This window comes from Paracoccus solventivorans (assembly GCF_900142875.1).
In the GTDB taxonomy this organism is placed as follows: Bacteria; Pseudomonadota; Alphaproteobacteria; order Rhodobacterales; family Rhodobacteraceae; genus Paracoccus; species Paracoccus solventivorans.
This window is the reverse complement of sequence record NZ_FRCK01000006.1, coordinates 62,024-87,403: the sequence shown is the minus strand read 5'-3', so window position 1 is coordinate 87,403 and position 25,380 is coordinate 62,024. Positions and strand designations below refer to the sequence as shown.

Below are 25,380 nucleotides of genomic sequence, written 5' to 3'. Positions count from 1 at the left end.
AGAGCCTCCGTCATTCGGCCGCCGCGGCGGGGCCGGGCCTGATGGGATTGTCCATGCGCGCCAGCAGGTCGCGCGTTACCGGGCAGCCGGCATTCGGGTCGGGGCCGAAAAGCACCTCGCTTTCCTGCCAGACCGCATCCAGTGCCTGAAGATCGGTCGGATCGTCGTCGGGGGCGGCCAGCATCTCGGACAGCGCCGCCTGATCGACCGCGCCCGCCAGCTGCGCCAATGCGGCAAAGGCGGCAGCGTAATCCGACTCGCGCCGGTTCAGCCGTTCCTGCAGGGCGGCGAAGATATGCGCCGCATCCGCCAGCGTCTCGCGCGCCTCGGGCGCCGGGCGGGTGGCCAGGAACTCCAGCAGCACCGGCAGGTGGTCGGGCAGTTCCGTGGTCACCGGGTCGAACCCGGCATCGCGGTACATCTCGACCAGGCTGACCATCGCGCCGCCCCGGTCGCGGCTTTCGCCGTGGACATGCTCGAACAGGTTGAGCGAGAGCGTGCGCGAACGGTCGAACAGCGCGACGTAACGCTCTTCCAGATCGTAGATGTCGCCGTCGCGCAGCCCGTCCAGCAGCGGGCGCAGCGCGCGCCGGGCCGCGGCGGTCAGCCGCGAATCGGCGGCCAGGACGCCCGCGATTTCGGGCATGGCCGCTTGCAGCTCGCGGGTGGGATAGCTGAGGATCAGCGACAGGGCCTTGAGGGTGCGGTCCATCACGACATCGCCTCCGGCATGTTGAGCGGGCGTTTGGCGCCGCCGAAAAGCGAGGCTTTCGAGGTGCCGGTGGAACAGCCGTTGCTGTCGGTGAAGCCGCAGCCGCCCTTGAGGTCATAGGCGACTTCGACCTGTTCGCGATGCGTGGTCGGGATGACGAAGCGGTCCTCGTAATCGGCCAGCGCCATGATCTTGTACATGTCCTCGATCACCCGTCCCGACAGGCCGACGCGGGCGGCGATGCCCTCGTCGTTGACGCCGTCCACGGTCTTGGCGCGCATATAGGCGCGCATCGCCAGCATCCGTTCCAGCGCATGGGCCACCGGCGCCTCGTCGCCCGCGGTCAGCATGTTGGCCAGGTATTTCAACGGAATGCGCAGGCTGCTCACGTCGGGCATCTCGCCGTCGACGCCGATCTTGCCGGCCGCGGCCGCGTTCTGGATCGGCGACAGCGGCGGGATATACCACACCATCGGCAGCGTCCGGTATTCGGGGTGCAGCGGGAAGGCGACCTTCCACTCCATCGCCATCTTCCAGATCGGGCTTTCCTGCGCGGCCTTGATCCAGTCGTCGGGGATGCCGTCGGCGCGCGCGGTCTCGATCACCACCGGATCATGGGGGTCCAGGAACACGTCCAGCTGGGCGTCGTAGAGGTCGGTGGTCCGTTCGACGCTGGCGGCCTGTTCGATCTTGTCGGCGTCATAGAGCATCACCCCCAGATAGCGGATGCGCCCGACGCAGGTTTCCGAACAGACCGTCGGGTTGCCGCTTTCGATCCGCGGATAGCACAGCGTGCATTTCTCGGATTTGCCGGTCGACCAGTTGTAATAGACCTTCTTGTAGGGACAGCCCGAGACGCACATCCGCCAGCCCCGGCATTTTTCCTGGTCGATCAGGACGATGCCGTCCTCTTCGCGCTTGTAGATCGCGCCACTGGGGCAGGACGCCGCGCAGGCCGGGTTGAGGCAGTGTTCGCACAAACGGGGGAGATACATCATGAAGGTGTTCTCGTATTCCCCGTAGATCTGCTTCTGCACCCCCTCGAAGTTGTAGTCCTCGCTGCGTTTCGCGAATTCGCCGCCCAGGATCTCCTCCCAGTTCGGGCCCTTCTCGATCTTTTCGATCCGCTCGCCGGTGATCTTGGAATAGGGGCGCGCGGTGGGGAACGCCTGCATCTCGGGGGCGGATTTCAGGTGATCGTGGTCGAAGTCGAAGGGCTCATAATAGTCGTCGATCTCGGGCAGGTCGGGGTTGGCGAACATGTTCGCCAGGATCCGCCACTTGCTGCCCTGCTTCGGCCGCAGCTTGCCCGATCCGGTCCGTTCCCAGCCGCCGTTCCAGCGGTTCTGGTTTTCCCAGTCGGTCGGATAGCCGGTGCCGGGCTTGGTCTCGACGTTGTTGAACCAGGCGTATTCGACCCCCTCGCGCGAGGTCCAGACGTTCTTGCAGGTGACCGAGCAGGTGTGGCACCCGATGCATTTGTCGAGGTTCAGCACCATGCCGATTTGCGCACGAATTCTCATTCCGCTGCCTCCTTCCGGGTAGCTGGCTGGTCGAGCCAGTCGACCTTCTTCATCTTCCTGACGATCACGAACTCGTCCCGGTTCGCGCCCACGGTTCCGTAGTAGTTGAAGCCGTAGGACTGCTGGGCGTAGCCGCCGATCATGTGGGTGGGTTTCAGCACCGTGCGGGTGACCGAGTTGTGGATGCCGCCGCGCTTGCCGGTCTTTTCGGAACCGGGCGTGTTCACGATCTTTTCCTGCGCGTGATACATGAAGGTGGTGCCGTCCTTCATGCGCTGGCTGACCACCGCCCGCGCGGTCAGGGCGCCGTTGACGTTGTAAAGCTCCACCCAGTCGTTATCGACGATGCCGGCGGTCCTGGCGTCGTTTTCCGAGATCCAGATCACCGGGCCGCCGCGGTTCAGCGTCAGCATCAGCAGGTTGTCGGAATAGGTCGAGTGGATGCCCCATTTCTGGTGGGGGGTGATGAAGTTCAACACCACATGCGGTTCGCCGTCGCGCGCCTCGTGGTTGATCTCGGCGGTGACGGTCTTGAGGTCCACCGGCGGGCGATAGGACATGAACCCCTCGCCAAAGGCCCGCATCCACAGGTGGTCCTGATAGAGCTGCTGGCGTCCCGTCAGCGTGCGCCACGGGATCAGCTCGTGGACGTTGGTGTAGCCGGCGTTGTAGCTGACCTTCTCGCTTTCGATGCCCGACCAGGTCGGCGACGAGATGATCTTGCGCGGCTGCGCGGCGATGTCGCGGAAGCGGATCTTGTTGTGATGCTCGCCCTCGGCCAGGTGGGCGTGGTGGCGGCCGGTGGCCTTCTCCAGCGCCTCCCAGGCCTTGACGGCCACCTCGCCGTTGGTTTCCGGGGCCAGCATCAGGATCACCTCGGCCGCGTCGATGGCGGTGTCGATGATGGGCCGCCCCTTGGCGGGGCCGTCCGCCTTGACGCCGTTCAGATCCTTGAGATTGTCGATCTCGGTCTGGGTGTCCCACGAGATGCCCTTGCCGCCGTTGCCCAGCTTGTCCAGCAGCGGCCCAAGCGAGGTAAAGCGTTCATAAACCGCGGCAAAGTCGCGCTCGACGGCGATGAAAGCCGGCGCGGTCTTGCCGGGGATCAGGTCGCATTCGCCCTTTTTCCAGTCCCTGACCTGATCCTGCGCCAGTTCGCCCGGGGTGTCGTGCAGCGTGGGCAGCGCCACGATGTCGGTCTCGACCCCCAGGATTTCCGGCGCGACCTCGCTGAACTTCCTGGCGATCGCCTTGAAGATTTCCCAGTCGGATTTCGATTCGTAAGCCGGGTCCACCGCCGCCTGCAACGGGTGGATGAACGGGTGCATGTCCGAGGTGTTCAGGTCGTCCTTTTCATACCAGCTGGCCGTGGGCAGCACGATGTCGGAATAGACGCAGGTGGTGGACATGCGAAAGTCGATGGTCACCAGCAGGTCCAGCTTGCCGCGGGGGCCGTCCTGGTGCCAGCGGGCCTCTTTCGGCAGCTGGCCCCCCTCCTCGCCCAAGTCACGGCCCAGCACGCCGTGGTCGGTGCCCAGCAGGTGCTTGAGGAAATATTCATGCCCCTTGCCGGACGAGCCAAGCAGGTTCGAGCGCCAGACGAACAGGTTGCGTGGCCAGTTGGCGGGATCGTCGGGATCCTCGCAGGACAGTTCCAGCCGCCCGGACTTGAGTTCCTCGGCCACATAGGCCGCGATCTCTTTGCCGGATGCCTTGGCGGCGCGGGCCACCTCAAGCGGGTTGGTCTTGAGCTGCGGGGCCGAGGGCAGCCAGCCCATCCGCTCGGCCCGGATGTTATAGTCGATCAGGCTGATGTCCCAGTCGCCGGCGGGCGCGGTGGGCGACAGGATGTCGTCCGCGGTCAGCGTCTCGTAGCGCCACTGGTCGGTATGGGCATACCAGGCGCTGGTCGCGTTCATGTGCCGCGGCGGGCGGTTCCAGTCCAGCGCAAAGGCCAGCGGCTGCCAGCCGGTCTGCGGGCGCAGCTTTTCCTGCCCCACGTAATGCGCCCAGCCACCGCCCGACTGGCCGACGCAGCCGCACATCACCAGCATGTTGATGACGCCGCGATAGTTCATGTCCATGTGGAACCAGTGGTTCATCGCCGCGCCGATGATGATCATGGACTTGCCGCGGGTCTTTTCGGCGTTCGAGGCAAATTCGCGCGCGACATGGATGATCTTGTCGCGGGCCACCCCGGTGATGCGCTCGGCCCAGGCGGGGGTGCCGGGCATGTCGTCGTCATAGCTTGACGTGACCCAGCGCCCGCCCAGGCCCCGGTCAAGCCCGTAGTTGGCGCAGAACAGGTCGAACACCGTCGCCACCTTGACCTCGCCCGAAGGGGTGCGGATCGTCCTGACCGGGATGTTGCGGGTCAGCACGTCGGGGTGGTCGGCGTCGGTGGCGAACTGGCCCACCGCGTCGCCGCCGAAATAGGGGAAATCGACGCCTGCGATCTCGTCATGGTCGCCGTCGAGGACCAGCGACATCCGCAGCGAGGTCTCGGCGCCTGCCGCCTTTTCCTCGAGGTTCCATTCCCCCGCCTCGCCCCAGCGGTAGCCGATCGAGCCGTTCGGCGCCACCAGCCCGCCCGAGCGTTCGTCGATGGCGACGGTCTTCCATTCGGGGTTGTTGCTTTCCCCCAGCTTGCCGTCCAGGTCGTCGGCGCGCAGGAAGCGGCCGGGCACCAGCCGGCCGTCCTGCTCGTCCAGCCTGACCAGCATCGGGAAATCGGAATACTTGCGGCAGTATTCCTCGAAATACTCCGCCTGCCGGTCCAGGTGGAACTCGCGCAGGATGACGTGGCCGAAGGCCATCGCCAGCGCTGCATCGGTGCCCTGCTTGGCGTTCAGCCACACGTCGCCGAACTTGGCGGCTTCCGAATAGTCGGGGCAGATCACCGCCGACTTGGTGCCCTTGTAGCGGACCTCGGTATAGAAATGCGCGTCCGGCGTGCGCGTCTGCGGCACGTTCGAGCCCCACAGCAGCAGATAGCCCGCATTATACCAGTCGGCGCTTTCCGGCACGTCGGTCTGCTCGCCCCAGGTCATGGGTGAGGCTGGCGGCAGGTCGCAATACCAGTCATAGAACGACATGCAGACCCCGCCCATCAGCGACAGATAGCGCGAGCCGGCGGCATAGCTGATCATCGACATCGCCGGGATCGGCGAAAAGCCGAACACCCGGTCGGGGCCGTAGGTGCGGGCGGTATAGGCGTTCGCCGCCGCCACGATCTCGGTCGCCTCGTCCCAGCTGGCGCGCACGAAGCCGCCCCTGCCGCGGGTCTCGACATAGGATTGCCGCAGGATCGGGTCGGACTGGATCCGGGTCCAGGCCTGGATCGGGGTCATGGTCTGGCGCATCTCGCGCCAGACCTTCATCAGCCGCCCGCGCACCAGCGGGTTCTTCACCCGGTTCGCGCTGTAGAGATACCAGCTGTAGGACGCGCCGCGCGCGCAGCCGCGCGGCTCGTGGTTGGGCAGGTCGGGGCGGGTGCGGGGATAGTCGGTCTGCTGGGTTTCCCAGGTCACGATCCCCGACTTGACGTAGATCTTCCAGCTGCACGACCCGGTGCAGTTCACCCCGTGGGTCGAGCGCACGATCTTGTCGTGGCGCCAGCGGTTCCGGTAGGTGTCCTCCCAGTCGCGGCTTTCGCGCGTCACCTGGCCGTGGCCGTCCGAGAAGGTCTCGACGTTCTTGGACTGGAGGAAGTTCAGTCTGTTCAGCAGATGGCTCATCTGGCTGTCCTTTCCTTATTGTGCAGGCTGGGCGAGGGCGCCGGGGATCGCGCGGCCACGCTCGATGTCATGAAGAAGCCCGCCCCGCCGCGTATAGGCGAGCCAGGTGATGCCCAGGCAGATCACGTAGAAGCCCAGGAACAGCCACAGCGCACCGATCGGGCTGCCGGTCATGGCGATGGACGAGCCATAGGCCTTGGGGATGAAGAAGCCGCCATAGGCGCCGATGGCGCTGGAAAAGGCGGTGATCCCCGCCGATTCCATGGCGATCTGCCGGGCGCGCTCGGGGGCGGTCAGCTGCGGCATCAGGCGCGGGACCTCGCGGCCCATGATCACCGGGATCATCTGGAAGGTCGAGGCATTGCCGACCCCGGTAAAGAAGAACAGCGCCATGAAGCCCATGAAGAAGGCCGCGAAGCTGCCCGCCTGCAGCGCCAGGATCACCGCCAGCACCGAGACGATCATGCCGACGAACACCCAGAAGGTGACCCGCCCGCCGCCGAAGCGGTCGCTGACCCAGCCGGTGCCGGCGCGCGACAGCGCGCCCACCAGCGGCCCCAGGAACACGTATTGCAGCGCGTTCACCTCGGGGAAGGCGATCCTGGACAGCAGCGGGAAGCCGGCCGAATAGCCGATGAAGCTGCCGAAGGTCCCGATGTAGAGCACGCACATCACCCAGTTATGCGCGCGGCTGAAGATCACCGACTGCTGCGCAAAGCTGGCCTTGGCGTCGGCCACGTCGTTCATCCCCAGCCAGGCGGCGACCGTCGCGGCCAGGATGAAGGGCACCCAGATGAAGCCGGCGTTCTGGATCCACAGCTGGCCGCCGTCGCTCAGCGTCTGGGGCGCGCCGCCCATGGCGCCGAACACGCCCATGGTGATGACCACCGGAACCAGGAACTGCATGACGCTGACGCCGAGGTTGCCCAGCCCCGCGTTCAGCGCCAGCGCATGGCCCTTTTCCGCCCGCGGGAAGAAATAGCCGATATTGGCCATCGACGAGGCGAAGTTGGCCCCGCCCAGGCCGCACAGCAGCGCCAGGGTCAGGAAGATGAAATAGGGGGTGTCGGGGTTCTGCACTGCATAGCCGATGCCGATCGCCGGCAGCAGCAGCGAGGCGGTGGACAGCGTCGTCCACAGCCGCCCGCCGAAGATCGGCACCACGAAGCTGTAGAAAATCCGCAGCGTGGCACCCGACAGCGCCGGCAGCGCCGCCAGCCAGAACAGCTGGTCGGGGGTGAAGGCAAAGCCGATCGCGGGCAGCCGCGCCACCACCATCGACCACACCATCCAGACCGCGAACGCCAGCAGCAGCGCCGGGATCGAGATCCACAGGTTGCGCCGGGCGATGGCGCGGCCCTTTTCGGCCCAGAACTGCGGGTCCTCGGGGCGCCAGTCGTCCAGCACGCGCCGCATGACCGTGCGCTCGGGGTCGTGGATTTCCTGCATCTCGGGCAGGGCGGGCAGGCGGTCCAGCGCCCTTCCATGGGCCTTGCGCTCCATCGCGCGCACCGACATGTGCATCCAGGCCAGCGACACCGCGACGACCACGAACAGCAGCGCAAAGCACGAGGTGTAGATGCCGGTCAGGTCCAGCAGCGCGCCGAAGGCGATCGGTAGCACGAAGCCGCCAAGCCCGCCGATCATGCCGACAAGCCCGCCGACCGCGCCGACGTGGTTGGGGTAGTAGACCGGGATGTGCTTGAACACCGCCGCCTTGCCCAGGCTCATGAAGAACCCGAGCGCGAACAGGATGATGACGAAGGGCCACAGGCTCATCGAGGTCGCGAAGGCGACGGGGCCTTCCTTGGTCTGGATGGTGTAGGCCGTCGGCGGATAGGACAGCATGAACAGGAACAGCAGCGAAAAGCCGAAGGTCCAGTACATGACCGAGCGGGCGCCGAACTTGTCGGACAGATGCCCGCCATAGGCGCGGAACAGGCTGGCCGACAGGCTGAACGATGCCGCCGCCATGCCGGCGGTGCGGACATCGACCTCGTAGACGTTGATCAGATAGTGCGGCATCCACAGCGCCAGCGCCACGAAGGCGCCGAAGACGAAGAAGTAGTAGAGCGAGAAGCGCCACACCTGCAGGTTCTTCAGGGGCGCGAACTGTTCCGCGAACGAGGGAGCGCGCACCCCGGTCCGGCGCCGCTCGATCAGCTGCGGGTCGTCCTTGGCGAACAGGAAGAACACCACCCCCATCAGCGCCAGCCCGGCGGCCCAGACATAGGCCACGCCGTGCCAGCCAAAGGCGACCATGACGAAGGGGGCCAGGAACTTGGTGACCGCGGCGCCGACGTTGCCCGCGCCGAAGATGCCAAGCGCGGTGCCCTGCTGCGACATGTCGTACCAGCGGCTCACATAGGCGACGCCGATGATGAACGAGCCGCCGGCAAGCCCGACGCCAAGCGCGGCAAGCAGATACATCGGATAGCTGTCGGCCAGCGTCAGCGCCCAGGTCGCCAGCGCGGTCAGCAGCATCTGCGCCGAATAGACGATGCGTCCGCCGTATCTTTCCGTCCAGACGCCCAGGAAAATGCGGACGAGCGATCCGGTCAGGACCGGGGTGGCGACCAGCAGGCCGAACTGGGTGTCGTTCAACCCGAGTTCGTCCTTGATGGCGACGCCGATGATGGAAAAGATCGTCCAGACAGCGAAACACGCGGTGAAGGCAATGGTACTCAGCCCGAGCGCGCGGGTCTGGTCCGCGCGAGAGGCTGGGGCTAGGGTCTGCATGGCAGGGGCCTCCGGAAAGATTGGGCCGACCCAGGGCAGGACGGTCCCCACGCTCTTCCGGAAAAAATATCGCGCTGAACTTGATCTACGTCATGGTGCGAAATAAATCGTAATGAAATAAATAGCTTACCAAAAATTGTCATTTCGCGGGACGACAATCTAGTGAGGCTACGATGGCAGAAATCAACTCCGGGCCGGACAATAATCAATCGGGCCAACAGGTTCCCGAGGAGGAGAGATGGGCCGGGAACTGCCCGAGCGAGAGCATCCAGGCGGTGCGCCAGCTGCATCTGTTCTCGCAGATGTCCGACGAGAACTTCGCGGCGCTGATGCGCGGCGCCTATGTGCAGAACTTTCCGCCGCAGGTCGACCTGCTGACCGAGGGCGAGCGCAGCGACTTCCTGCATGTGCTGATCTCGGGGTCCGTCGACCTGTTCGCGTCGTGGAACGGCAAGGACGCCTGTCTTGCCACCATGCGTCCGGTCTCGACCTTCATCCTTGCCGCGACGATCAAGGATGCGGTCTATCTGATGTCGGCCCGGACGCTGGAGAAAAGCCGGATCGTCCTGATCCCCAGCCAGGACGTGCGCGCGGTTTTCGATGTCGACAACAACTTCGCGCGCGCGGTGGTGACCGAGCTGGCGCAGGGCTACCGCGCCGTCATCAAGACGCAGAAGGACCTGCAGCTGCGCAGCTCTCTGGAACGATTGGCCAATTTCCTGTTGCGGCAGCAAAAGCGTGCCGGCGGGGGCGCGGTCTTTGAGCTGGACTTCGAAAAGCGCCGGCTGGCGTCGTTCCTGGGAATGACCCCCGAAAACCTCAGCCGGGCGTTCAAGGGGTTGCAGCCCTATGGGGTGTCGGTGGACGGGATGCAGATCACCATCAGCAACCAGCAGGACCTGGAACGCTTTGCCAAGCCCCATCCGCTGATCGACGACCCGTCCTCATAGGACCGTGGGTTGCTATGGGGCGCCGGGACGGTTGGACGCGGTGGCCGCTGACGGGGCGCAGGGATTGCAGGTTTGCCGGGACGTGCGTTGCGACCACGCGCGTGGCGGCGGTCTGGCCGGCAGCGATTCTGCGGCATTTCCGCGCTTGCCCGGGCGCGGCGACTCGCGTGGCCGCGTGTCCCGCGATGCCCGCATTTTCCAGTATTCGCGGCCCGTGGCCCAAGGCGCTGCGCCGGATCGCCTCGAACCGCTGCGATTCGCGCCCGCCCGCGCAGCGGCCGGCAGGCGCCTTGGCGGTTGCCTGCACGCGCCAGATTTGCCACCCTGACGCCCGATGATTTCGACCGGCTCAATTTCATGTGAGAACGGCGGCGTGGCGGACAGCGCGGCGGGCGCGGCGGAGTGTCCGACCCTCGGGCGGGTGTCGCGGATTTCCGGGCAGATGGTCGAGCTGCAGCTGGACGGGCCCGCCCCCGCGCCGCGCGCACTGTTCGTCGGCGTCACCGACCCCGGTCTGCGGGTCGAGGTGGTCACCCTGCTGGACCGCGGCGTGGCGCGCGGGCTGCTGCTGTCGGCCGGGCGGCCGCTGGCCATCGGCGACCGGCTGCGCGCCACCGGCGGCACCATCGAGGTGCCGGTCGGGCGCGAGGCGCTGGGCCGGATGCTGGACCTGTTCGGCGAGCCGCTGGACGGCGGCCCGCCGCTCGACCGCGCCCCGCGCCGCCCGATCCATGCCCCGCCGCCGCCGCTGAAGGCGCGGCGCACAAGGTCGGAGCTGTTCGAGACCGGGATCAAGGCCATCGACCTGCTGTGCCCGATCGAGCGCGGCGGCAAGGCCGGGCTGTTCGGCGGCGCCGGCGTCGGCAAGACCGTCCTGATCGCCGAGATCATCTACAACATGGCCGGCAGCTACAACGGCGTCAGCCTGTTTTGCGGTATCGGCGAGCGCTCGCGCGAGGCCGAGGAGTTTCACCGCGACATGATGGACGCGGGCGTCCTGGACAAGACGATGATGGTCTTTGGCCAGATGAGCGAGCGCCCGGCGGTGCGCGCCCGCGTCGGCCATGCCGCCATCGCCGTCGCCGAATATTTCCGCGACGAGCTGAACACCGACGTGCTGGTGCTGATCGACAACATCTACCGCTTTGTCCAGGCGGGGGCCGAGGTCTCGGGGCTGCTTGGCCAGATCCCGTCGCGGGTGGGCTATCAGCCCTCGCTGGCCACCGAGATCGCCGAGCTGCAGGAACGGATCTGCTCGACCGCCAGCGCTGCGATGACCTCGATCCAGGCGGTCTATGTGCCGGCCGACGATTTCACCGACCCGGCGGCGACGCATGTGTTCGGGCATCTTTCCGCCTCGGTGGTGCTGTCGCGCAAGCGGGCGGCGCAGGGGCTGTATCCCGCGCTCGACCCACTGGAATCGACCTCGAAGATGCTGACCCCCGGCGTGGTTTCGGCCCGCCACGAACGGGTCGCGCGCGAGGTGCGCCGGGTGCTGGCGGAATACGAATCGCTCAAGGACGTGATCGCCATGCTGGGGATCGAGCAGCTTTCGGTGGACGACCGCCGCACGGTGGCGATCTCGCGGCGGCTGGAGCGGTTCCTGACCCAGCCCTTCCACGCGACCGAGCAGTTCACCTCGACCCCCGGCAAGCGCGTGGCGCTGGACGAGACGCTGGAGGGCTGCGAGCGCATCCTGTCGGGCGAGTTCAACGACCGCCCCGAGCGCGATCTCTACATGATCGGCGCGATCTCGGAAGCCGGGGGTGAGCCATGACGGCCGGGGCCATGCGCCTGCTGGTCCATGTCCCGGGCGAGCAGCTGATCGACCGTGAGGTGAGCAAGGTCGAGGCCGAGGGGCCCGAGGGCTTCTTCATCCTGCTGCCCAACCACATCGACGTGGTGGCGGCGCTGAAGCCCGGGCTTCTGCGCTATGTCACCCCTGACGAGGACGAGCATTTCCTGGGCGTGGACGAGGGCGTGCTGGTCAAATGCGGATCCGAGCTGCGCGTGGCGCTGCGCCGCGCGGTGGAAAGCGACGATCTGGAACGGCTGTGGGACGCGGTGGCGCAGCAGTTCCTGGAGCTTGACGACCACGAGCAAAGCGCCCGCAGCGCGCTGGCGCGGCTGGAGACCGGGGCGATCCGCGCCCTGATGGAGATCGAGCGATGAGCGCCGCGCCCACCCCGCCCGGCAGCAGGCCCCCGGGGCAGGCCCGGGGCGACAGGCTGCGGCGCGAGAATGCGCGGCTTGAGCGGACCATCGCCCGCAAGGCGGCGCGGCGGGCGCAGTCGCTGCGCGCCGGGCGGCACTCGGTCTGGTTCGGCATCGGCATGTTCGGGCTGGTCGGCTGGGCCGTGGCCGTGCCGACGGTGGCGGGAATCGCGCTGGGGGTCTGGCTCGACCGGCGCTTTCCCGAGGGGCCGTCCTGGGCACTGACCGGGCTGGTCTGCGGGGTGCTGCTGGGCTCGTTCAATGCCTGGTGGTGGGTCCGGCGCACCGGCATCCAGAACGGCGCGCCACCAGAGCCGCCCGAGACGGAGGAGGACGCATGACCGGCATTTCCGAGCTGGCCCCCGACCTGGCGGTGGGGCTTCTGGGCGGCATGGCGCTGGCGGCCCTGCATCTGCGGCTGCTGTGGCTGGCCACGCGGCGGCTGGGCGCGGACGGCGGGCTGGGCGTGCTGCTGGCCGGCGGCGCGCTGCGGCTGGCGCTGCTGGCCGCCGGTTTCGCGGCGATCGGCGCGGCTGCCGGCAACCCGGGGCTGGCGATGTTCGCCGGGCTGGCCGCCTTCACCCTGTTTCGGATGACCGCGCTGCGCATCCTCAGGCGGGGCAGGGAGGGCTGATGGAGATTTCCCCCGACAGCCGCATCGTCTTCACCCTGCCCCTCGGTTCGCTGGGCGAGTTCCCGGTGTCGGCCACCATCGTCAACACCTGGATCGTGATGGCGATCCTGGTCGCGGTCGGGCGGCTGGCGACGCTGGGCATCGGCCCGGCGCCGCCGGTGTCGCGCTGGCGCATCGCCGTCGAGCTGCTGGTGGAGATGATCCGCGACCAGATCCGCGACATCGGCGGCGGCGATCCGACCCGCTACCTGCCCGTGGTCGGCTCGCTGTTCATGTTCATCCTGCTGTCGAACCTGATGGCGGTGGTGCCGGGGTTCACGGCGCCCACCGGCTCGCTGTCCACGGCGACGGCGCTGGCGCTGTGCGTGATGGTGGCGGTGCCGCTTTATGCGGTCAGCCGGCGCGGCCTGCGCGCCTATCTGCGCAGCTATCTGCAGCCGACGCCTCTGATGCTGCCGATCAACGTGATGGGCGAGGTCTCGCGCACCGTGGCGCTGGCCGTGCGGCTTTACGGCAACATCATGAGCGGGACGGTGCTGGTGGCGATCCTGCTGTCGATCGTGCCGTTCTTCTTTCCGCTGGTCATGCAGATCCTCGGGCTGCTGACCGGGGCGATCCAGGCCTATATCTTCGCGGTGCTCGCCATGGTCTACATCTCGTCTGCCATCGGCGACGAACCCGGCGCGGCCCCGCCGCCCCGCCCCTCCGAACCCTCACACTTCCGCCAAAGGACGCGCTGAATGGATCCGGTTTCTGTCATTGCCCTTGCCTCGATCATCACCGCCGGCATCACGCTGGCCATCGGCTGTTTCGGCGCGGCCTTGGGCGAGGCGCGCGCCGGCGCGCAGGCGCTGCAATCCATCGCCCAGCAGCCGGACGAGGCCAACAGCATCACCCGTACGCTGTTCGTCAGCCTTGCGGTGATCGAATCGAGCGGCATCTACTGCTTTGTGCTGGCGATGATCCTGGTGTTTGCCAATCCGTTCTGGAACTGGGCGATCCAGTCGGCCGGGGGCTGATCCTTGCAGATCGACTGGATTACCGTCGCCGCGCAGATCGTCAACTTTCTGGTGCTGGTGTGGCTGCTGAACCGGGTGCTGTACCGGCCGCTGTCGCGCGCGCTGGACGAACGCGCCGAGGCCGTGCGGCATGAACTGACCGAGGCCGAGGCCGCGCAAGCAAGCGCCGCCGAGGCCGAGGCCCGGCATCTCGCCGCCCTGCGGGCGTTCGAGGAGGACCGCGCCGCGCGCCTGTCGGCCGTCGAGGCCGAGGCCGAGGCGCTGCGAGACCGGCTGACAAGGCAGGCGCATGATGAGATCGCCGCCCGCCGCAGCGCCTGGTCCCAGCAGCTCGCCGACGAGAAATCGGCGTTCCTCGACCGGCTGCGCCGCCGCGCCGGTGCCGCCTTCGTCACGCTGGCCCGCAATGCGCTGGCCGAGATGTCCGACCGTGACCTGCTGGAACAGATCGCCCGGGTCTTTGCCCGCCGCCTGGCCACGCTCGACCCCGACGAGCGCGCGCGGCTGGCCGATGCGGCCCGCGCCGGCGAACCCGTCGAGGTGCTGTCCAGCGAGGAACTGTCCAACCCCACCCGCGCCATCGTCGCCGAGGCGGTCGAGCGGCTGACCGGCGCCGCCGACCCCGGGTTCCGCGCCGATCCGGCGCTGGAAAGCGGGGTGCTGCTGGTGGTCGGCTCGCGCCACGTCGGCTGGACGCTGGGCGAACATCTGGACGCGTTCGAGGGCGACATCGGCGGGCTTCTGTCCGAGCAGGCCCGGCGCGAGGGCGCGGCATGACCGCGGGCGACGGGCTGTCCGGCCTGACCGACGCGCTGTTCGACGCCATCGAGCGCGAGGCAAGGCGGCCGCCGCATTTCGGCGGCGACGAGCGCGGCACCGTCACCCGCGTGTCGCGCGCGGTGGTCGAGGTCGAGGGGTTTTCCGACCTGATGGCCGACGAGCTGATCGCCTTTGAGGGCGGCGGCTGGGGGCTGGCGCTGGACCTGCGCCCGGGCTGGGCGGGGGTGGTGGTGCTGGACGACCGGCGCGGCCTGCGCCCCGGCGACGGGGCGCGGCGCACGCGGCGGGTGGCCACCGTCCCCACCGGGGCGGCGCTGCTGGGGCGCAGCATCAACCCGTTGGGGCGGGCGCTGGACGACCTTGGCGCGGTCCGCGCCGACCGGCTGGACCCGGTGGAACAGCCCGCCCCCGCGATCATCGAGCGCGCCCCGATCACCCGGCCGCTGCAGACCGGGATCAAGGTGGTGGACGCGCTGGTCCCCATCGGCCGCGGCCAGCGCGAGCTGATCGTCGGCGACCGCCAGACCGGCAAGACCGCCATCGCCATCGACACCATCCTCAACCAGGCCGGCAGCGACGTGATCTCGGTCTATTGCGCCATCGGCCAGCGTGGCGATGCGGTGGCGCGGGTGCAGGCGCGGCTGCGCGCGGCCGGGGTGATGGACCGCTGTGTTATCGTGGTGGCCGGCGCCGATGAACCCCCGGGGCTGCAGTATCTGGTCCCCTACGCCGCCACCTCGATCGCCGAGCGCTTCATGCGCGCGGGGCGCGACGTGCTGATCGTCTACGACGACCTGACCCGCCACGCCCGCGCCTGGCGCGAGCTGTCGCTGCTGTTGCGCCGCCCGCCGGGGCGCGAGGCCTATCCGGGCGACGTGTTCTATCTGCATAGCCGCCTGCTGGAACGCGCCACGCAGCTGCGCCCCGATGCCGGCGGCGGTTCGCTGACCGCGTTGCCGGTGGTGGAAACCCAGGCGCAGAACCTTGCCGCCTATATCCCGACCAACCTCATCTCGATCACCGACGGGCAGATCTACCTGTCGCCGGTGCTGTTCCGGCTGGGGCAGCTGCCGGCGGTGGATGTGGGGCGCTCGGTCTCGCGCGTGGGGGGCAAGGCGCAGCTTCCCGGGTTCCGTGCGCTCGGCGGGCCGCTGAAACTGGCCTATGCGCAGTTCGAGGAGCTGGAGAGCTTTGCCCGTTTCGGGGCAAGGCTGGACGCCGACAGCCGCGCCGAGCTGCAGCGCGGCGCAAGGGTGCGCGCCGTCCTGCGCCAGGCCGAGGCCAGTCCGCTGCCGGTCGCCGGGCAGATCGCCCAGCTGCTGGCCGCGACCGCGGGGCTGCTGGACGATGTGCCCGAGGATGCCCTGCCGGCGCTGCTGCCGCGCCTGTCGCGCGCGGTCGCCGCGCTGCCCGAGGCTGCGGAGATCGCGCAGGGTGCGAAGCTGGACGAGACCCGCCGCGCGGCCCTGCTGGCGGCGGTGCAGGCGGCGCTGGCGGGGACGGGCGATGGCGACGCTTGAAGAGCTGTCGCGGCGCATCGGCTCGGCCGAGGACCTGCAATCGGTGGTGCGCACGATGAAGGCGACCTCGGCCGCCAATATCCGCGTGCACGAACAGGCCGAACGCGCCATGCGCGGCCATCTGCAGACCGTCGAGATGGGGCTGCAGGTGGTGCTGCGCGAGCTGCCCGACGCAGCCCTGGCCCCGCCGCCCGCCCCGGGCGAGGCCGCGGCGGTGGTGGTGATCGGCTCGGAAATCGGGCTTTGCGGATCGTTCAACGAACGGCTGGTGGATTTCGCCCGCACCCGGCTGGCGGCGCTGGCGATCGCGCCCCACGCGCGCCTGGTCCTGACCGTCGGCACCACGCTTGCCGCCAGCTGGGAGGCCGCCGAGTCCGCGCCCGATCTGCGCATCGAGGCCCCGGCCACCATCGCGGCGCTGGCGCCCTGTGTCGCGGAGATCCTGTCGCAGCTCGATCTCTGGCGCGAGGAGCGGGGGGTCGGGCGGGTGCTGCTGTTCTGCCACCGCTCGGGCGACTCGCTGAGCGCCGCGCCAGAACAGGCGGATCTGCTGCCGCTTGATCCGGGATGGCTGCGCGCGCTGCGCGACCGCCGCTGGGGGTCGCGGCGCCTTCCCCGCGGCATGGGCGAGACCGGGGCGCTGCTGGGCAGCCTCGTCCGGCAGCTGCTGTTCGCGCGGCTGCATCTGGCGCTGATCCAGTCGCGCGCCGCCGAAAACGTCGAGCGGCTGGTGGCGATGCAGGCCGCCGACAGCTCCATCGCCGAAAAGCTGGAAGAAATGCAGGTCAGCTACCGCCTGTCGCGGCAGGCCGCGATCTCGGCCGAACTGCTGGACCTGATCGCCGGCTATCAGGCCGCAACCGGCGAGTGAGTGCGGGAGGTCCGCGGCAAACCGCGCTGTGCCGGCGAGGGGGCGGCGCGAGGAGGGGCGGGCGCCGCGCGTGATGCCAGCCGGCCGCGCGCCCCGGCGGCTCAGCATCGGCGCCTTAGACCGCCCTGACCAGCCCCACGCCGGAATCGGCTACCGGGATCACCGCCTTGCCAAAGGGCAGCTGTCCGGGCGCCGGCGAGTGAACGCGGCAGAAATCCGCAGCCAACCGCTCATCCTGCCGGTGACGGGGCGCGGCACATGACGGCGCCATCATCGGCATCGTCCCGCTGGATGCCGGCCGGCCGCGTGCTCCGGCCGGTTCGGTTCGGCGCCTGATGCCATTCCGACCGGGCCTCGATTCGGAGTTGGCCACCCGGTTCCCCGCCTTGCCAAAGCGCAGCTGCCCGTGCGCCAGTGAGTGAGCGCGGAAATCTGCCGCCAACCGCTCGTCCCGCCGGCGACGGGGCGCGGCACATGACGGCGCCCTCACCGGCACCACCCCGCTGGATGCCGACCGGCCGCGCCCCGGCCGGTTCGGCTCGGCGCAGAGGACCGTCCTGACCGGCACCACGTCGCAATGACCACCCAGTTCCGCGCCCTGCCAAGGGGTCGTGCAGCAGCTCTCGGCGGGCTCAGGCGGTCGTTTCGAAGCGCGGGAACAGGACGTTGTTCTCCAGATGGATATGCTCCATCAGATCCGCCTTCAGCTGCGCCGCGCCGGCGTAAAGCGCCTGCCAGGACCGGCAGGCGTCCTGCGGCGGGGTGTAGTCGTGGGTCAGCTGCGCCACCTGGTCCAGGAAGGCGCCATGGTCGTCGTGGTCGTGGCGCATCTCGCTGATGGGGACCGCCAGCCGGTCGGCCGCCTGCCGGCGCATGGCCGGGAACAGCACCAGCTCTTCCTTTTTCATGTGCACCTCCAGCTCGCCCCAGATCCGGTGCAGCGCGTCGGACAGGCCCCGGGGCACCTCGGGGTGGTTGGCGTGGACCGCCTCGACCTTGCGCGAAAGCTCGATCAGCTCGGGGATCTGCCGGCGGTGGGTGGCGTGGTAGCGGGTCTGGATATGGTCGATCAGCGCCCCGGTATCCTGCGGCGCATCGGGCGCGGCCGCGGGATCGAGGGCGCTTAGCGCGGTTTCCAGCGCGCCCAGGTCGAGATTGCGCCGATTCGCGGCCTCGGCCAGCGGCACATCGCCGTGGCAGCAGAAGTCGATGCCGAACCGGCGGAACACGCCGGAGGCGCCGGGAAGCTGTGCGGCGATCTGGCCGACCGTGCGGTCATGCAGGGTGGTGGTCTGGGTCATCTCTGTCTCCATAAGCCGGGACTTCAGGGGGGTAGCGGACGGTGTTTAATTCGGTACTTGCAATGCCGAATATCATCCTGCATAATCGGCATTGTCAATACCGATTAGAGGCGACGATGCGTCTTGCCACCTTTACCGACTATGGGCTGCGGGTCCTGATGCGCCTGGCGGGGGTGCCGGGGCAGGCGGTCTCGACCGGGCAGATCGCCAGCGAGTTCGCGATCTCGCAGCATCACCTGGCCAAGGTGGTCAGCGATCTCGGCCGCGGCGGCTTCCTGCGTTCTGAACGCGGCCGCTCGGGCGGGCTGCGGCTGATGCGCCCCGCGGATGAGATCACGCTGGGCGAGGTGGTGCGCCATCTGGAACGCAAATTCGCCATCGTGGAATGTTTCCGCGCCGACGGCGGCGAATGCGTCCTGAAACCGCATTGCCGCTTGCGGCCCCAGCTGGCCGCCGCGCGCGAGGCGTTCATGGCCGAGCTTGACCGCACCACCATCGAGGAATGCGCCTGGACCGCCCAGGACCAGGGGACGGCAGCGGCCGGATGAGGCCGGGGAATGGAGGAACCGATGACCCAACTCGAGTTCGGCAACGACAACGTCAGCATTGATGCCGCCGTCCTGGCGCGGGCGTTTGGGATCAGCGCCGACGATCTGAAGCACAGGATGCGCGACGGCACCATCACCAGCCGGTTCGAGCGCGGCGAGGGCGAGGATGCCGGCCGGGTGCGGCTGCTGTTCTTTTCGCCCGCCCGCCGCATCCGCATCACCGCGGACCAAAGCGGCAAGGTCCTGACCTGCGGCGCGGCGGATCTTGCCGGGCCACCGGGCTTTGCCCGCCCGGTGCAGGCGGCGGACGCAGGTCATGCGTCCCCCGGGGCCGCGCCCATGGGCTTGCAGGCACCGGAAGCGGCGGCAGATGACCGCGAAGCCCGTATCGAAATGCTGCTGGAACTGGCCCTGCAGGGGACCTTCCCCGCCAGCGACCCGATCGCGATTAGCGTCGAGGCGCCGGGCCGGACCTCGCCCCCGCGGGGGAAGGCGCCGTGAGAGCCGGTCGCCCGGACCAGCTGCTGCGCCGGGAATGGGCGTGATAATGACGGGTTGCGCTCGTCGCACGGACGCGCGGTTCCGGGGCGGGCCGGCCGGGGGCGCTGCTTGTCCCGGCGGGGGCGCTGGTACGGCTTGTCGGGGCAATGGCCGGAGGCGGGATGGCACGTGCGGAGATGCCCGGCCGGCCTCGGCGCTACCAGTGGCCCTGCGGCGGGTGCCCGGGTTCCAATATGCGGTCCCGGGGCGTCAAATGCCGGCCCCGGGTGACAGCCGCTGCGGCGCGCAATCAGCCTTGCTGGCGGTGATCCCGCCGGCTGGACTCGCTGGCGTGGTTGTGCCGCGCATCGCGCCGGCCGCATAGGAGGACCCTCAGGTGCTTGTCCAGAAACTCCTGCCCAACGCGCGCCAGCGCCTGCAGGCGATCGACGTGGGCGCTGCGCTGCTGCAGGCGGCAAGGCGGCTTGGCAACGGCTGCGACATGCTGGTGGTTTGTGACGCCGGCGGCCGGATGGCGGGCGACCTGACCAAGACCGACGTGGTGCGCCAGACCGGCCGCTGCTCCGGCGCCAGTTGCACTGCGCCGGTGGTCGAGGCGATGACCCGCAATGTCACCGCGGTCGCGGCCGACGGCTGGCTGCAGGATGTCTGGGAGCTGATGAAGACCCGCGGCTTCAAGAACATCCCGGTCCTCGACCCGGACGGCAGGCCGCTGGGCGTGCTGAATGCCCGCGACGTGCTGCAGACGCTGCTGCAGGAGGTCCGCGAGGAGGAAACCCTGCTGCAGGATTACGTGATGAACATCGGCTATCGCTGAGCGGGGATGGCGGGAAATCCCGGATTTCAGGCCGGACTGTCGTCGGCGCGGCCGCCGGGGCCAAGCCCCATGCCCATGCCGCCGCCGCCCCCCATGCCGCCACCCATACCTCCGCCGCCCTTGCCGCCGCCGTCGCCGCGGCCGCCCCGGGATGCGCCGCCCGTGTGTCGCGCCGGGCCCTGCGAGGGGATGCTGACGTCCGGAGGCACCGGCTCCAGGTCCAGCGCCTTGCGGATGAAGTCGCGCAGCGAGACCACCAGCTCGGCCGTGTGGATCGGCCGGCCGGCGGCCATGTCAGTCGCGGCACGGCTGGCCAGGCGCAGCTGTTCCTGCGTGCCCAGCAGGATGATGTCGGACAGCGCCGCCTCGACCGCGTCGCGGATGCGCCGGGCGCGGTCCGAGCCGGCGGCATCGTCCGCGCCTGCCTCCTGCGCGCGCTGCCGCAGCTCGCGCAGATGGGTCGGATCGACCAGCAGCTCGCCAGTGAAAGAGCCGCCCAGCACCTTGTAGGCGGCGATCAGCGTGCGCAGCCGCTCGTTGATCTGGCGGTTCATGCGCTGCTGGCGCTGCTGGATGGTCAGCAGCATCAGCACCCTGATGCCGACCCCGACCAGCGCGAACAGCGCCAGGCCCAGCAGGGTCGTCAGCACGCCCTGCCAACTGCTGAAGTCGAAATAGCGCATGGTGCTCCTCCCCTCGTGCCGCCGGTCGCGACCTGCACGGGGCGCGCGCAGGTCACGGCCATTTATTCCACCGCGTCACGGCGGCGGGCCAGAGGAATATGCATGTGACGCCGCCGGCTGATGCCGTGCCGGTTCAGGCGGCCGCCAAGTGTGGCAGCGCGGGAAGGCTTTGACGGAGTGCGCCGGGGACAGTTTCCGTTGCGGTCTTGCGGTCTTGCGGTCTTGCAGGCTCTCAGGCTCTCAGGCTCTCAGGCTCTCAGGCTCTCAGGCTCTCAGGCTCTCAGGCTCTCAGGCTCTCAGGCTCTCAGGCTCTCAGGCTCTCAGGCGGAGGGCGCGCTGTCTTTGACACTGCGCCGCCGAGGCAACGCCGGGCCGCCAACCGCCACCCCTCAGCCGACCCGGATTTCGCGCTCCGCTTCGTCGGCGACGCCGCTGCCGTCGGACCACACCATGCGCAGCCTGCCGCTGTGGCGGGCGGCAAAGGTGAACTCGATATAGGGGTTCTGCGAGATCGCGGTCTCGGGCAGCCATTCCATCAGCAGCGCATCGTCCAGCATGGCGGTAAAGCCGGTCAGCAGATCCTCGGGGATCGGCTGGCCTTCGGCATCCACGCGGAAGCCGCTTTCCATGACATGGACCACCTGGGCGCGGACGCGGACGACCTCGCCCGGGGCCGGGGTCTCGTTGCTGATCCAGATACGGGGGGGACGGGCCATCGCTGTCTCCTACAATCCGCAGCCGCCGGCGGCGACGGTGATCTCTTGCCGGACCGCCAGCAGGCGGCCATCGTTCATCCGCGCATAGGCCCGGATCGGCATCGACTGGATCAGCCGCAGCCGCACCGCCACATCGGCCGAGCCGGTGGCGGCGGTGAAGCGGAAGCGGCAGGCCAGCGGCTTGGGGTTCAGATCGGCGATCAGGATGATCTCCTCGCACCACGACGCCTCGGTCATCGGCTCGGTCACGTGGACGCGGACCGGCACGGCGGCGGGGTTGTCGCCAAGCGCCGGCAGATCGAGCGCCAGCCCCTCGGCCAGCGGCTCGGCGCCGCCGGTGAACTCGGCGGCGATCCGGTCGGCCTCGGCGGAATCGGGCTGCGGCATGGCCAGGCTGGCCTGCGCCCTTGCAGCAGTCGCCCATAGCCCACAGGCCGCCAGCCCGGCCACCGCCGCGCCGCCGGCCAGCAGACGGCGCCGCCGCATGTCAGACACGTACGAAGTCATCGAACATCCCGTTGATCCAGCCAAAATCCTCTTCCATCAGGTCGGGCGTGCGGACGTCGATGTCGATCTGCGTCTGATGCACAAGATCGTCCGGCCCCAGCTCATAGGTGAACTCGACCGAGATCGCCTCGCGCGGGTCGCCGTTCACCAGCATGTAGCACAGATTGTCGGGCAGCCGAGCCACCACCTCCTGCCCGCGCACGCGCTCGCCGATGTTCTTCGCCACGATCTTGGCGATGTAGTTCGCGACATGGGCGCTTTTCGGGTAATGCCCGAAATGCGGCGAGATCGCGCCCATCGAATCCCCCACGATATAGACGCTGTCGTCCGAATTGGCGTGGTAGAGCCGCGGGTGCATGTCGGCCCAGCCGGTGGGCCTGCCCTCGGCATCGGTGCCGATCAGATCGGCGTGGAACACCATCTCGGCCGCCTGGTGGGGCGGCATGAAGATGGCGTCGTCGAAGTCGAAATCCCCGGCTTCGGTCATGATCCGCTTGTTGAATGGATCGACCTCTTTCACCCGCGCATTGGGCACATGGGTGATGATGTCGGGATAAAGCTCGCGGAAGGCGGTGCGATACCCCTCGCCGATGGGGGCGGCCTGGGGCTTGGGATCGAGGATCACGATCCTGGCCGGGATGTTGTTGGTCTTGAAATGCCAGGCCATCAGGCAGGCGCGCTCATAGGGCGAGGGCGGGCAGCGATGCGGCGGCGGCGGCAGGGTCATCACGATGGTGCCGCCCTGGAAACTGCGGATCCGGTCCTTCAGCCCCAGCATCTGCCCCTGCGGGATATAGGCCGAGGCGTAATGCGTGCGGGTGTGGTCGATCGCCGCCTGATCGTCGCCGAACCACACGTCCCAGGCGTCGCGGATGCCGCCCGACAGGATCAGGAAGTCATAGTCCACATTGCCCTTGGAGGTGCGAACGATCTTGCGGTCGCGCTCGATCCCGGTGACCTCGCACTGCACCAGCGTATAGCCGTATCTGTTGGCGGGCCGCTGCATGTCGTGGACAAGGAAGCCGGTGTCCACCACGTCGATCAGCCATTTGTTCGAGAAGGGCGCCGACCAGAAGAACGGGTTGCGTTCCAGCAGGATCACCTCGGCATCGGGCAGCTCGGCCTTGAGATAGCGGGCCGCGGTCAGCCCGCCCCAGCCGCCGCCGCAGATGACGATGCGCGGGGCGCGGCCGCTGCGGGGCTTGAGCACGGTGTCCCCGGTCAGCGCGGCGGGGGCGGCCAGCGCGGGCGAGATTCCGGCAAGCGCGCCGCCCAGGGCAAGCCCGGGCGCGGCGGAAAGAAGGGTGCGGCGGCGGATCTTCATGTCATGGCTCCGGCATGGGTGGGGCGGGGGAAAAGCGACAGCGCCGCGAAGGCTCCGGCCACGATGCCGGCCAGCGCGACGAGACTGCCGAGCGACAGGGTGGAAAAGCCGGAAAGCCCCTGGCCGATCGAGCAGCCAAGCGCCAGCACGCCACCGAAGCCCATCAGAAGCCCGCCGGTGACGGCGCGCAGCATCTGCGGGGCCGAGCCGAAGCTTTCGGGGCGGAAGCCGCGGGTCAGGATCGCGGTGGCAAAGGCGCCGGCCAGCGTGCCGCCGATGACGGCCACGCCGAAACCCAGCGGACGCCCGGTCGAGAGCATCGTCCACAGCAGGCTCTCGCCCATCGGCCCGACGAAGCTGAGCGAGGTCAGCGGCCTGGGGTCAAAGGGGTCGTCGGTGGCATGGGTGATCCACCAGCCGCCGGCGATGGTCAGACCGATGACCACCGCCATCGCCGCCTCGCGCTGGTTGCGACGCAGCAGGGGCAGGGCGAACCAGCCCAGCAGCAGAGCAGGGACCGCGACCGAGACCAGCAGCGGAAAGCCGATGCCCGCGCCGGCGAGAGTCTGCGGCAGCGAGGGCGCGGCCGCCGCGGCCTGTCCCAGCCCCTGCACCGCCATGCGCAGCGGCGCCAGCACCCCGGTCAGCGTCGCCTGCGTCGCAAGCCCCAGGCAGAGCAGCACCAGCAGCGCGCGCAGATTGCCCCCCGCCAGCAGCACCAGCGACCGCGCCCCGCAGGCATTGGCCAGCACCATGCCGACGCCGAAGATCACCCCTCCGACCGCCATCGACGGCCAGGGATTGCCGGCCCGCAGCGGCATCGCCGCGTCGAGATCGGTGCCGCCCGCAAGGTCCAGGCCCTGTGTTGCCAGCAGCGCCACCAGCATCGCCAGGGCAAAGGCACGCAGCGCCGACAACTCGCCGCCCGGGCGCAGCCCCTGCACCCCGCGCAGCAGGCAGAACCCGCCTGCCCGTGCCGCGGCGCCGAAGATCGCGCCCAGGATCAGGCCAAGGGCCACCGCGCTCATGCCGCGCCCCAGATGTCGGCGCAGATCGAGGCATACCAGCCCGCGCCGTAATCGGCCTCGGCGCGGCGGAACTCGGGGCCGGCGTCCAGCGGGCTGACCCCGCCCGCGCCCTCGACCTCGACCACCTTGCCGTCGCTTGCGCGATAGACCCCGGCGACCGCGATCCCCCAGCCGGGGGCGATCAGGCTGTAGCAGGTGTTGGCAAAGCTGGCGGGCGGCGGTTCGCGCCCGGCCAGATCCGCGGCGATGGCGGCGGCGGCGACCTTGGCCTGCGCATTGGCGCAAAAGCCCGACTTCGGCATCGGCGCGGCGATGGTGGCGTCGCCCAGCACATGGATGCCGGGAACCAGGGTCGATTCGAAACGCTCGGCCACCACCGGCACCCAGCCGGTCTGGTCGGCGACGCCGGCGCGTTCGGCGATCACCCCGGCCTTTTGCGGCGGGATCACGTTCAGCACGTCGGCCTTGTGGCGGGTGCCAAAGACGGTGACAGCCTCGCGGGTGCCGGCGTCCACCTCGGCCACCAGCCCGTCGTCGCTCTGGCCGACCCATTCGATCATCTCGCCGTAATGCGCCTGCCAGCCCTGCTGGAACAGCGGCTGTTTCGAGAACTTGTCCTGCGAATCCAGGATCAGGATCTTGCTGCGCGGCTTGTGGGTCTTGAAGTAATGCGCGACCATGCTGGCGCGCTCATAGGGGCCGGGCGGGCAGCGGAAGGCGCCCTCGGGCACCACCATGACGAAGCTGCCGCCGTCCTCCATCGCTTCGAGCTGCTTGCGCAGCAGCTGCGTCTGCGGCCCGGCCTTCCAGGCGTGGGGCGCCAGTTCCGCCGCCGCCTCGTCATAGCCGGCCAGCGCACCCCAGCGAAAATCGATGCCGGGCGACAGCACCAGCCGGTCCCAGCCCAGCCGGGTGCCGTCCGACAGGGTGACGCTGCGCGCCGCGGCGTCCACGTCCTCTGCCCTTGCATGGATCACCTCGATCCCCGCCGCGCGCAGCCCGTCGTAGCCATGGGTGATGCTGTCCCAGTCCCGCAGCCCGCCCAGATAGAGGTTGGAAAACGGGCAGGTCGCGAACCGCTGCTGCGGCTCGATCAGCGTGATCCGCAGGCCGGGATCGGCACGCCGCAGATAGCGCGCCGCCGTCGCCCCGCCGAAACCGCCGCCCACCACCACCACATGCGCCCCCGTCTGTGCGCGCACCACATGCGGCAGCGCCAGGACGCCGGCCCCCATTGCCACAAGCATTTCCCGCCG

Annotated in this window: 24 protein-coding genes; 13 read left to right on the top strand and 11 right to left on the bottom strand. The window is 68.9% G+C overall.

Going from position 1 to position 25,380, the window contains the following annotated elements:
- Positions 1–10: 10 nt before the first annotated feature.
- From narJ to BUB57_RS10420, 4 genes are read right to left on the bottom strand one after another with little or no spacing between them, the layout of a single operon-like run.
- The gene (gene narJ, locus BUB57_RS10435; RefSeq protein ID WP_073066503.1) at positions 11–712 is read right to left on the bottom strand and encodes a nitrate reductase molybdenum cofactor assembly chaperone; all 702 of its coding nucleotides are present in this window, start codon (positions 710–712) and stop codon (positions 11–13) included.
- Complete coding sequence (gene narH / locus BUB57_RS10430) at positions 712–2,235, bottom strand: nitrate reductase subunit beta (protein WP_073066498.1); 1,524 nt, start codon at positions 2,233–2,235, stop codon at positions 712–714. Before narH ends, narJ begins: the two co-directional genes overlap by 1 nt.
- On the bottom strand, positions 2,232–5,972 hold the full coding sequence (locus BUB57_RS10425; protein ID WP_073066495.1) for a nitrate reductase subunit alpha: 3,741 nt from the start codon (positions 5,970–5,972) through the stop codon (positions 2,232–2,234). Before BUB57_RS10425 ends, narH begins: the two co-directional genes overlap by 4 nt.
- Positions 5,973–5,987: 15 nt before the next feature.
- The gene (locus tag BUB57_RS10420) at positions 5,988–8,711 is read right to left on the bottom strand and encodes a nitrate/nitrite transporter (RefSeq protein ID WP_073066491.1); all 2,724 of its coding nucleotides are present in this window, start codon (positions 8,709–8,711) and stop codon (positions 5,988–5,990) included.
- A gap of 266 nt (positions 8,712–8,977) precedes the next feature.
- On the opposite strand from BUB57_RS10420, the gene BUB57_RS10415 reads away from it, so the two are divergent.
- From BUB57_RS10415 to BUB57_RS10370, 10 genes are all read left to right on the top strand, one after another.
- Positions 8,978–9,661, top strand: coding sequence for a helix-turn-helix domain-containing protein (locus BUB57_RS10415; protein WP_407670357.1), 684 nt, complete (start codon positions 8,978–8,980; stop codon positions 9,659–9,661).
- 373 nt (positions 9,662–10,034) lie between these two features.
- On the top strand, positions 10,035–11,438 hold the full coding sequence (gene atpD, locus BUB57_RS10410; RefSeq protein ID WP_234952039.1) for a F0F1 ATP synthase subunit beta: 1,404 nt from the start codon (positions 10,035–10,037) through the stop codon (positions 11,436–11,438).
- Positions 11,439–11,449: 11 nt separating this feature from the next.
- A complete protein-coding gene (locus BUB57_RS10405; RefSeq protein WP_073066796.1) occupies positions 11,450–11,833 on the top strand; it encodes a F0F1 ATP synthase subunit epsilon in 384 nt (127 codons plus the stop codon).
- Positions 11,830–12,216: an AtpZ/AtpI family protein gene (locus BUB57_RS10400; RefSeq protein WP_084732086.1), complete on the top strand. Its 387-nt coding sequence runs from the start codon at positions 11,830–11,832 to the stop codon at positions 12,214–12,216. Before BUB57_RS10405 ends, BUB57_RS10400 begins: the two co-directional genes overlap by 4 nt.
- Entirely contained in the window at positions 12,213–12,509 is a 297-nt protein-coding gene (locus tag BUB57_RS10395; RefSeq protein WP_073066484.1) for a hypothetical protein, read from the top strand. Before BUB57_RS10400 ends, BUB57_RS10395 begins: the two co-directional genes overlap by 4 nt.
- Complete coding sequence (locus tag BUB57_RS10390; RefSeq protein ID WP_073066480.1) at positions 12,509–13,249, top strand: F0F1 ATP synthase subunit A; 741 nt, start codon at positions 12,509–12,511, stop codon at positions 13,247–13,249. Before BUB57_RS10395 ends, BUB57_RS10390 begins: the two co-directional genes overlap by 1 nt.
- Entirely contained in the window at positions 13,250–13,528 is a 279-nt protein-coding gene (locus BUB57_RS10385) for a F0F1 ATP synthase subunit C (RefSeq protein ID WP_073066476.1), read from the top strand. It abuts the gene before it with no gap.
- Positions 13,529–13,531: 3 nt separating this feature from the next.
- Positions 13,532–14,305 carry a F0F1 ATP synthase subunit B family protein gene (locus BUB57_RS10380; protein ID WP_073066472.1) on the top strand — a complete coding sequence of 258 codons (774 nt, stop codon included), beginning with the start codon at positions 13,532–13,534 and terminating at the stop codon, positions 14,303–14,305.
- On the top strand, positions 14,302–15,828 hold the full coding sequence (locus BUB57_RS10375; protein ID WP_073066469.1) for a F0F1 ATP synthase subunit alpha: 1,527 nt from the start codon (positions 14,302–14,304) through the stop codon (positions 15,826–15,828). The genes BUB57_RS10380 and BUB57_RS10375 overlap by 4 nt, the downstream gene beginning before the upstream one ends.
- Positions 15,815–16,699, top strand: coding sequence for a F0F1 ATP synthase subunit gamma (locus BUB57_RS10370; protein WP_073066466.1), 885 nt, complete (start codon positions 15,815–15,817; stop codon positions 16,697–16,699). Before BUB57_RS10375 ends, BUB57_RS10370 begins: the two co-directional genes overlap by 14 nt.
- A 632-nt stretch (positions 16,700–17,331) precedes the next feature.
- Here BUB57_RS10370 and ytfE read toward each other — a convergent pair.
- Positions 17,332–18,000 carry an iron-sulfur cluster repair protein YtfE gene (ytfE, locus tag BUB57_RS10365; protein ID WP_143159699.1) on the bottom strand — a complete coding sequence of 223 codons (669 nt, stop codon included), beginning with the start codon at positions 17,998–18,000 and terminating at the stop codon, positions 17,332–17,334.
- 116 nt (positions 18,001–18,116) lie between these two features.
- Between ytfE and BUB57_RS10360 the strand changes: the two genes are divergently transcribed.
- The 3 genes from BUB57_RS10360 (at position 18,117) to BUB57_RS10350 (ending at position 19,866) form a co-directional block, all read left to right on the top strand.
- Positions 18,117–18,548: an RrF2 family transcriptional regulator gene (locus BUB57_RS10360; RefSeq protein ID WP_073066459.1), complete on the top strand. Its 432-nt coding sequence runs from the start codon at positions 18,117–18,119 to the stop codon at positions 18,546–18,548.
- Between the two features lie 21 nt (positions 18,549–18,569).
- Complete coding sequence (locus BUB57_RS16915) at positions 18,570–19,049, top strand: DUF6522 family protein (protein ID WP_200796441.1); 480 nt, start codon at positions 18,570–18,572, stop codon at positions 19,047–19,049.
- Between the two features lie 376 nt (positions 19,050–19,425).
- Positions 19,426–19,866 carry a CBS domain-containing protein gene (locus BUB57_RS10350; RefSeq protein WP_073066454.1) on the top strand — a complete coding sequence of 147 codons (441 nt, stop codon included), beginning with the start codon at positions 19,426–19,428 and terminating at the stop codon, positions 19,864–19,866.
- A 26-nt stretch (positions 19,867–19,892) separates the two neighbouring features.
- On the opposite strand, the gene BUB57_RS10345 is transcribed toward BUB57_RS10350, so the two are convergent.
- From BUB57_RS10345 to BUB57_RS10320, 6 genes are all read right to left on the bottom strand, one after another.
- Positions 19,893–20,549 carry a hypothetical protein gene (locus BUB57_RS10345; protein WP_073066451.1) on the bottom strand — a complete coding sequence of 219 codons (657 nt, stop codon included), beginning with the start codon at positions 20,547–20,549 and terminating at the stop codon, positions 19,893–19,895.
- Positions 20,550–20,938: 389 nt separating this feature from the next.
- A complete protein-coding gene (locus tag BUB57_RS10340; protein ID WP_073066447.1) occupies positions 20,939–21,265 on the bottom strand; it encodes a thiosulfate oxidation carrier complex protein SoxZ in 327 nt (108 codons plus the stop codon).
- 9 nt (positions 21,266–21,274) lie between these two features.
- Positions 21,275–21,772 (bottom strand): thiosulfate oxidation carrier protein SoxY, encoded by a 498-nt coding sequence (locus BUB57_RS10335; protein WP_073066444.1) that lies wholly within the window; start codon positions 21,770–21,772, stop codon positions 21,275–21,277.
- Positions 21,753–23,096: an FAD-dependent oxidoreductase gene (locus BUB57_RS10330; protein WP_200796440.1), complete on the bottom strand. Its 1,344-nt coding sequence runs from the start codon at positions 23,094–23,096 to the stop codon at positions 21,753–21,755. The genes BUB57_RS10335 and BUB57_RS10330 overlap by 20 nt, the downstream gene beginning before the upstream one ends.
- Complete coding sequence (locus BUB57_RS10325; RefSeq protein WP_073066441.1) at positions 23,093–24,124, bottom strand: YeeE/YedE family protein; 1,032 nt, start codon at positions 24,122–24,124, stop codon at positions 23,093–23,095. The genes BUB57_RS10330 and BUB57_RS10325 overlap by 4 nt, the downstream gene beginning before the upstream one ends.
- A complete protein-coding gene (locus tag BUB57_RS10320) occupies positions 24,121–25,359 on the bottom strand; it encodes an NAD(P)/FAD-dependent oxidoreductase (protein ID WP_234952038.1) in 1,239 nt (412 codons plus the stop codon). Before BUB57_RS10320 ends, BUB57_RS10325 begins: the two co-directional genes overlap by 4 nt.
- Positions 25,360–25,380: the final 21 nt, after the last annotated feature.

What these genes read in the sequence shown, in the direction of transcription:
- BUB57_RS10425 (WP_073066495.1), bottom strand. Translation starts at nt 5,972, where the DNA reads ATGAGCCATCTGCTGAACAGACTGAACTTCCTCCAGTCCAAGAACGTC.
- BUB57_RS10400 (WP_084732086.1), top strand. Translation starts at nt 11,830, where the DNA reads ATGAGCGCCGCGCCCACCCCGCCCGGCAGCAGGCCCCCGGGGCAGGCC.
- BUB57_RS10385 (WP_073066476.1), top strand. Translation starts at nt 13,250, where the DNA reads ATGGATCCGGTTTCTGTCATTGCCCTTGCCTCGATCATCACCGCCGGC.
- BUB57_RS10395 (WP_073066484.1), top strand. Translation starts at nt 12,213, where the DNA reads ATGACCGGCATTTCCGAGCTGGCCCCCGACCTGGCGGTGGGGCTTCTG.
- BUB57_RS10390 (WP_073066480.1), top strand. Translation starts at nt 12,509, where the DNA reads ATGGAGATTTCCCCCGACAGCCGCATCGTCTTCACCCTGCCCCTCGGT.
- BUB57_RS10345 (WP_073066451.1), bottom strand. Translation starts at nt 20,549, where the DNA reads ATGCGCTATTTCGACTTCAGCAGTTGGCAGGGCGTGCTGACGACCCTG.
- BUB57_RS10370 (WP_073066466.1), top strand. Translation starts at nt 15,815, where the DNA reads ATGGCGACGCTTGAAGAGCTGTCGCGGCGCATCGGCTCGGCCGAGGAC.
- BUB57_RS10420 (WP_073066491.1), bottom strand. Translation starts at nt 8,711, where the DNA reads ATGCAGACCCTAGCCCCAGCCTCTCGCGCGGACCAGACCCGCGCGCTC.
- BUB57_RS16915 (WP_200796441.1), top strand. Translation starts at nt 18,570, where the DNA reads ATGACCCAACTCGAGTTCGGCAACGACAACGTCAGCATTGATGCCGCC.
- BUB57_RS10320 (WP_234952038.1), bottom strand. Translation starts at nt 25,359, where the DNA reads ATGGGGGCCGGCGTCCTGGCGCTGCCGCATGTGGTGCGCGCACAGACG.
- BUB57_RS10360 (WP_073066459.1), top strand. Translation starts at nt 18,117, where the DNA reads ATGCGTCTTGCCACCTTTACCGACTATGGGCTGCGGGTCCTGATGCGC.
- narJ (WP_073066503.1), bottom strand. Translation starts at nt 712, where the DNA reads ATGGACCGCACCCTCAAGGCCCTGTCGCTGATCCTCAGCTATCCCACC.
- narH (WP_073066498.1), bottom strand. Translation starts at nt 2,235, where the DNA reads ATGAGAATTCGTGCGCAAATCGGCATGGTGCTGAACCTCGACAAATGC.
- ytfE (WP_143159699.1), bottom strand. Translation starts at nt 18,000, where the DNA reads ATGACCCAGACCACCACCCTGCATGACCGCACGGTCGGCCAGATCGCC.
- BUB57_RS10405 (WP_073066796.1), top strand. Translation starts at nt 11,450, where the DNA reads ATGCGCCTGCTGGTCCATGTCCCGGGCGAGCAGCTGATCGACCGTGAG.
- BUB57_RS10375 (WP_073066469.1), top strand. Translation starts at nt 14,302, where the DNA reads ATGACCGCGGGCGACGGGCTGTCCGGCCTGACCGACGCGCTGTTCGAC.
- BUB57_RS10325 (WP_073066441.1), bottom strand. Translation starts at nt 24,124, where the DNA reads ATGAGCGCGGTGGCCCTTGGCCTGATCCTGGGCGCGATCTTCGGCGCC.
- BUB57_RS10330 (WP_200796440.1), bottom strand. Translation starts at nt 23,096, where the DNA reads ATGAAGATCCGCCGCCGCACCCTTCTTTCCGCCGCGCCCGGGCTTGCC.
- BUB57_RS10340 (WP_073066447.1), bottom strand. Translation starts at nt 21,265, where the DNA reads ATGGCCCGTCCCCCCCGTATCTGGATCAGCAACGAGACCCCGGCCCCG.
- BUB57_RS10335 (WP_073066444.1), bottom strand. Translation starts at nt 21,772, where the DNA reads ATGACTTCGTACGTGTCTGACATGCGGCGGCGCCGTCTGCTGGCCGGC.